This is a genomic window from Arthrobacter sp. Y3223164 (assembly GCF_059091005.1).
Window position 1 is genome coordinate 1 of record NZ_JBNHGF010000173.1, and the last position, 5,696, is coordinate 5,696.

Annotated in this window: 4 protein-coding genes; all 4 read left to right on the forward strand. The window is 67.5% G+C overall.

The genetic code is table 11. The features are described from left to right. Window positions 1-103: 103 nt before the first annotated feature. The 4 genes from ilvD to ilvC all read left to right on the forward strand — a co-directional run bounded on the left by ilvD (window position 104) and on the right by ilvC (window position 5,641). Window positions 104-1,807 carry a dihydroxy-acid dehydratase gene (gene ilvD, locus AC5RUJ_RS09900; protein WP_494128149.1) on the forward strand — a complete coding sequence of 568 codons (1,704 nt, stop codon included), beginning with the start codon at window positions 104-106 and terminating at the stop codon, window positions 1,805-1,807. A gap of 356 nt (window positions 1,808-2,163) precedes the next feature. Beyond that, the gene (locus AC5RUJ_RS09905) at window positions 2,164-4,065 is read left to right on the forward strand and encodes an acetolactate synthase large subunit (protein WP_494128148.1); all 1,902 of its coding nucleotides are present in this window, start codon (window positions 2,164-2,166) and stop codon (window positions 4,063-4,065) included. A gap of 2 nt (window positions 4,066-4,067) precedes the next feature. After that, entirely contained in the window at window positions 4,068-4,580 is a 513-nt protein-coding gene (gene ilvN / locus AC5RUJ_RS09910; RefSeq protein ID WP_493979937.1) for an acetolactate synthase small subunit, read from the forward strand. 35 nt (window positions 4,581-4,615) lie between these two features. Further along, window positions 4,616-5,641: a ketol-acid reductoisomerase gene (ilvC, locus tag AC5RUJ_RS09915; protein ID WP_494128147.1), complete on the forward strand. Its 1,026-nt coding sequence runs from the start codon at window positions 4,616-4,618 to the stop codon at window positions 5,639-5,641. Window positions 5,642-5,696: the final 55 nt, after the last annotated feature.

Below are 5,696 nucleotides of genomic sequence, written 5' to 3' on the forward strand. Positions count from 1 at the left end.
CGGCCGGATCCGGGCGGCCCGGGCCGGGGGGCGCCGGGGCAGCCGAGGCACCGCCGTCGTAATATGGCCCTGCCATGGCGGCGCGGGTCATAGAATCGATGCCATGAGTGCGGACGCAACCCCAGACATCAAGCCCCGTAGCCGGGTAGTAACCGATGGCATCCACGCCGCTCCGGCGCGCGGCATGCTCCGAGCCGTAGGGATGGGCGACGAGGACTTCGCCAAGCCGCAGATCGGCATCGCGAGCTCCTGGAACGAAATCACCCCCTGCAACCTGTCGCTGAACCGGCTGGCCCAGGGCGCCAAGGAAGGCGTCCACGCCGGCGGCGGTTTCCCGATGCAGTTCGGCACCATCTCCGTCTCCGACGGCATTTCCATGGGGCACGAGGGCATGCACTTCTCGCTGGTCTCCCGCGAGGTCATCGCCGACTCGGTGGAAACGGTCATGATGGCCGAGCGCCTCGACGGTTCCGTGCTGCTGGCCGGCTGCGACAAGTCGCTGCCGGGCATGCTGATGGCCGCCGCCCGCCTGAACCTCTCCTCGGTGTTCCTCTACGCCGGCACGATCATGCCGGGCTTCGCGAAGATGGAGGACGGTTCGGAGAAGGAAGTCACGCTGATCGACGCCTTCGAAGCAGTGGGGGCCTGCGCCGCCGGCAAGATGAGCCGCAAGGACTTGGACTCGATCGAACGCGCCATCTGCCCGGGCGAAGGCGCCTGCGGCGGCATGTACACGGCCAACACCATGGCCTCCATCGGCGAGGCCATGGGAATGTCCCTGCCGGGCTCGGCCGCGCCGCCCTCGGCGGACCGCCGCCGCGACAACTTCGCGCACAAGTCCGGCGAGGCCGTGGTGAACCTGCTGCGCAAGGGCATCCGCGCCCGCGACATCATGACCAAGAAGGCCTTCGAGAACGCCATCGCGGTGACCATGGCCTTCGGCGGCTCCACCAACGCCGTGCTGCACCTGCTGGCGATCGCCCGTGAGGCGGAGGTGGACCTGACGCTGGACGACTTCAACCGGATCGGCGACAAGGTCCCGCACCTGGCCGACATGAAGCCCTTCGGCCGCCACGTGATGTTCGACCTGGACAAGATCGGCGGCGTCCCGGTGGTCATGAAGGCGCTGCTGGATGCGGGCCTGCTGCACGGCGACTGCCTGACCGTGACCGGCAAGACCGTGGCCGAGAACCTGGCGGCCATCAACCCGCCGGACCCGGACGGCAAGATCCTGCGCGCTCTGGACAACCCCATCCACAAGACCGGCGGCGTGACCATCCTGCACGGTTCGCTGGCTCCCGAGGGCGCCGTGGTCAAGTCCGCGGGCTTCGACGCCGACGTCTTCCAAGGCACCGCCCGCGTGTTCGAACGCGAGCAGGGCGCCCTGGACGCGCTGGACAACGGGCAGATCAAGGCCGGCGACGTGGTGGTCATCCGCTACGAGGGCCCCAAGGGCGGCCCGGGCATGCGCGAGATGCTGGCCATCACGGGCGCGATCAAGGGCGCCGGGCTCGGCAAGGACGTGCTGCTGCTCACCGACGGCCGGTTCTCCGGCGGCACCACCGGCCTGTGCATCGGGCACGTGGCGCCGGAAGCCGTCGACGGCGGCCCCATCGCGTTCGTGCGCGACGGCGATCTGATCCGCGTGGACATCGCCGCCCGCAGCTTCGACCTGCTGGTCGACGAGGCCGAACTGGAAGCGCGCCGGGTGGGCTGGGAACCGCTGGCGCCGAAGTTCACCACCGGCGTGCTGGCCAAGTACGTCAAGCTCGTGAACTCCGCCTCCACCGGCGCGTACTGCAGCTGAATCACGACGGCGGGCGCCTCCCCTCCGCGAGGTGGGCGCCCGCCGTCGTGACCCTCCCGGGCGCCGGGAGTCCATTATTTGGACTCAGGTGCCCAAATAATGAGACGGCGACGTCTCAGGTTGACACTGATATCCGCGTGGCACGAGACTGAAGCCATGCAAAGCGTATCCGTGGTCGTCCTTACCAAGCGCGTGGCGTAAACGCCCGTCTGGCACGACCACGTCACGCGCGAAACCCCATCGGAGCCAACCGGCTCGACGGGGTTTTTTTATTTGCAGAAGAGAACAGGGCCGTTCCCCGCTCGCGGAGGACGGCAAGCACATCAGAGAACATCAAGATCCGCAAAGGAAATCCGATGACTAAGGGATCGCCAATCAGCCCCTCGCTGATGGCCAATAAGGCGCCGGCCTCGCCCGACGCTGTCAAAACCAAAGATGTAGCTACCTCTGTCTCTTCCGTCGTGGACGGCCTCAGCCCGGTAGTCGGGCCGAACAACATCGTGCCGCCCACGGAAATGACCGGCTCACAAGCCGTTGTCCGTTCGCTGGAAGAACTGGGCGTCGATGACGTCTTCGGGTTGCCGGGCGGGGCCATCCTCCCCACCTACGACCCGCTCATGGATTCGGCCAAGATCAACCACGTCTTGGTCCGTCATGAACAGGGTGCAGGCCACGCCGCACAGGGTTATGCCATGGTCACCGGCCGCCCCGGTGTCTGCATTGTCACCTCCGGCCCGGGGGCCACCAACCTGGTCACCGCCATTGCCGACGCGCACATGGACTCGGTGCCGATGGTGGCGATCACCGGGCAGGTCTCCTCGGCCGTGATCGGCTCGGACGCGTTCCAGGAAGCGGACATCGTCGGCATCACCATGCCGATCACCAAGCACTCCTACCTGGTCACCAAGGCGCAGGACATTCCCCGCGCCCTGGCCGAGGCGTTCCATATCGCCACCACCGGCCGCCCCGGCCCGGTGCTGGTGGACATCACCAAGGACGCCCAGCAGTCCACGATGAGCTTTTCGTGGCCGCCGAAGATCGACATCCCCGGCTACCGCACCGTGGTCCGCGGGCACTCCAAGCAGGTCCGCGAGGCCGCCAAGCTGATCGCCGCGGCGGAGCGCCCGGCCTTCTACGTGGGCGGCGGCGTGATCAAGGCCCACGCGTCGCAGGAGCTGCGCGAGCTGGCCGAGCTGGTGGGCGCCCCGGTGGCCACCACGCTGATGGCCCGCGGCGTGTTCCCGGACTCGCACCCGCAGCACGTGGGGATGCCGGGCATGCACGGCTCCGTCTCGGCGGTGACTGCGCTGCAGCAGGCCGACCTGCTGATCACGCTCGGCGCCCGCTTCGACGACCGCGTCACCGGCGTGCTGAGCAGCTTCGCCCCGGGTGCCAAGGTGATCCACGCGGACATCGACCCGGCGGAAATCTCCAAGAACCGCACCGCCGACGTGCCGATCGTCGGTTCGGTGAAGGAGATCATTCCGGAACTGGCCGAGGCCTGCCGCGAGCGGTTCGCCGCCGAGGGAACCCCGGACCTCTCCGCCTGGTGGGCCACGCTGGAGCGGCTGCGCGAGACCTACCCGCTGGGCTTCGCCGAGCCCGACGACGGCCTGATGGCCCCGCAGCAGGTGATCCAGCGGATCGGCGAGCTGACCGGGCCGGAAGGCGTCTACGTCGCCGGGGTGGGCCAGCACCAGATGTGGAGCGCGCAGTTCATCAAGTACGAGCGCCCGCACGCCTGGCTGAACTCCGGCGGCCTGGGCACCATGGGCTACTCGGTGCCGGCCGCCATGGGCGCCAAGGTGGGCAACCCGGACCGCGTGGTCTGGGCCATCGACGGCGACGGCTGCTTCCAGATGACCAACCAGGAACTGGCCACCTGCCGGCTGAACAACATCCCCATCAAGGTCGCGGTGATCAACAACTCCTCGCTGGGCATGGTCCGCCAGTGGCAGACCCTGTTCTACGACGGCCGGTACTCCAACACCGACCTGAACACCGGGCACGACACCGTGCGGGTGCCGGACTTCGTGAAGATGGCCGACGCCTACGACTGCGTCGGCCTGCGCTGCGAACGTCCGGAGGACATCGACGCCATCATTCAGCAGGCGCTGGCGATCAACGACCGCCCCGTGGTGATCGACTTCGTGGTCAGCCCCAACGCCATGGTGTGGCCGATGGTCCCCTCCGGCGTGAGCAACGACCTGATCCAGATTGCCCGCGACATGACCCCCGAGTGGGAAGAGGAGGACTAGGAATGTCCCGCCATACCCTTTCAGTGCTGGTGGAGGACGTCCCGGGCGTGCTGACCCGCGTCGCCAGCCTCTTCGCCCGCCGGGCGTTCAACATCCATTCTCTGGCCGTCGGCCCCACGGAAGCAGACGGGTTCTCCCGCATTACCGTGGTGGTCGAGGCCGAGGGCGACCTGCTGGAGCAGGTCACCAAACAACTGAACAAGCTCATCAACGTCATCAAGATTGTCGAGCTGGTTCCCGAAACTTCCGTGCAACGCGACCACATCCTGGTCAAGGTCCGCGCGGATGCCGCAACACGGCTGCAGGTAACCCAGGCAGCAGACTTGTTCCGCGCCTCCGTGGTCGACGTGTCCACCGACTCGTTGGTCCTGGAGGCCACCGGCACCGCCGATAAGCTCGAGGCCCTGCTTGCAGTGCTGGAGCCGTTTGGCATCCGCGAAATAGTCCAATCCGGAACGCTGGCCATTGGCCGCGGCTCCCGCTCCATGAGCGACCGCGCGCTGCGTTCCGCCTGATTCCTTTCCACGCAATCCCAACAGGAGAAACCTAAGTGACTGAGCTGTATTACGACGACGACGCCGACCTTTCGATCATCCAGGGCCGCAAGGTCGCTGTCATTGGCTACGGCAGCCAGGGCCATGCCCATGCCCTGAGCCTGCGCGACTCCGGCGTCGACGTCCGCGTCGGCCTGGCCGAGGGATCCAAGTCCCGCGCCAAGGCCGAGGCCGAGGGCCTGAAGGTCCTCTCCGTCGCCGACGCTGCCGCCGAGGCCGACGTCATCATGATCCTGACCCCGGACCAGGTCCAGGCGCAGGTCTACGCCGAGTCCATCGCCGACAAGCTCGAAGAGGGCAACGCGCTGTTCTTCGGCCACGGCTTCAACATCCGCTACGGCTTCATCCAGCCGCCGGCCAACGTCGACGTCGCCCTGGTCGCCCCGAAGGGCCCGGGCCACATCGTGCGCCGCGAGTTCGAGGCCGGCCGCGGTGTCCCGGACCTGATCGCCATCGAGCAGGACTTCACCGGCAGCGCCAAGGCCCTGGCGCTCTCCTACGCCAAGGGCATCGGCGGCACCCGCGCCGGCGTCATCGAGACCACGTTCACCGAAGAGACCGAGACCGACCTGTTCGGCGAGCAGGCAGTGCTCTGCGGCGGCGCCTCGCAGCTGGTGCAGTACGGCTTCGAGACCCTGACCGAGGCCGGCTACAAGCCGGAGATCGCCTACTTCGAGGTGCTGCACGAGCTCAAGCTGATCGTCGACCTGATGGTCGAAGGCGGCATCGCCAAGCAGCGCTGGTCGGTCTCCGACACCGCCGAGTTCGGCGACTACGTCTCCGGCCCGCGCGTGATCACCCCGGAGGTGAAGGAGAACATGAAGGCCGTCCTGGCCGACATCCAGAACGGCTCCTTCGCCAAGCGGTTCATGGACGACCAGGCCAACGGCGCCAAGGAGTTCCTGGAGCTGCGCCAGAAGGGCGAAGACCACCCGATCGAGGCCACCGGCCGCGAACTGCGCAAGCTGTTCTCCTGGATCAAGTCCGACGACGACTACACCGAGGGCGTAGCAGCCCGCTAGGTCAGTCCGACGGCCGGCGCCCACTGCGGGCGCCGGCCGTCGCGTTTCCGGAAGG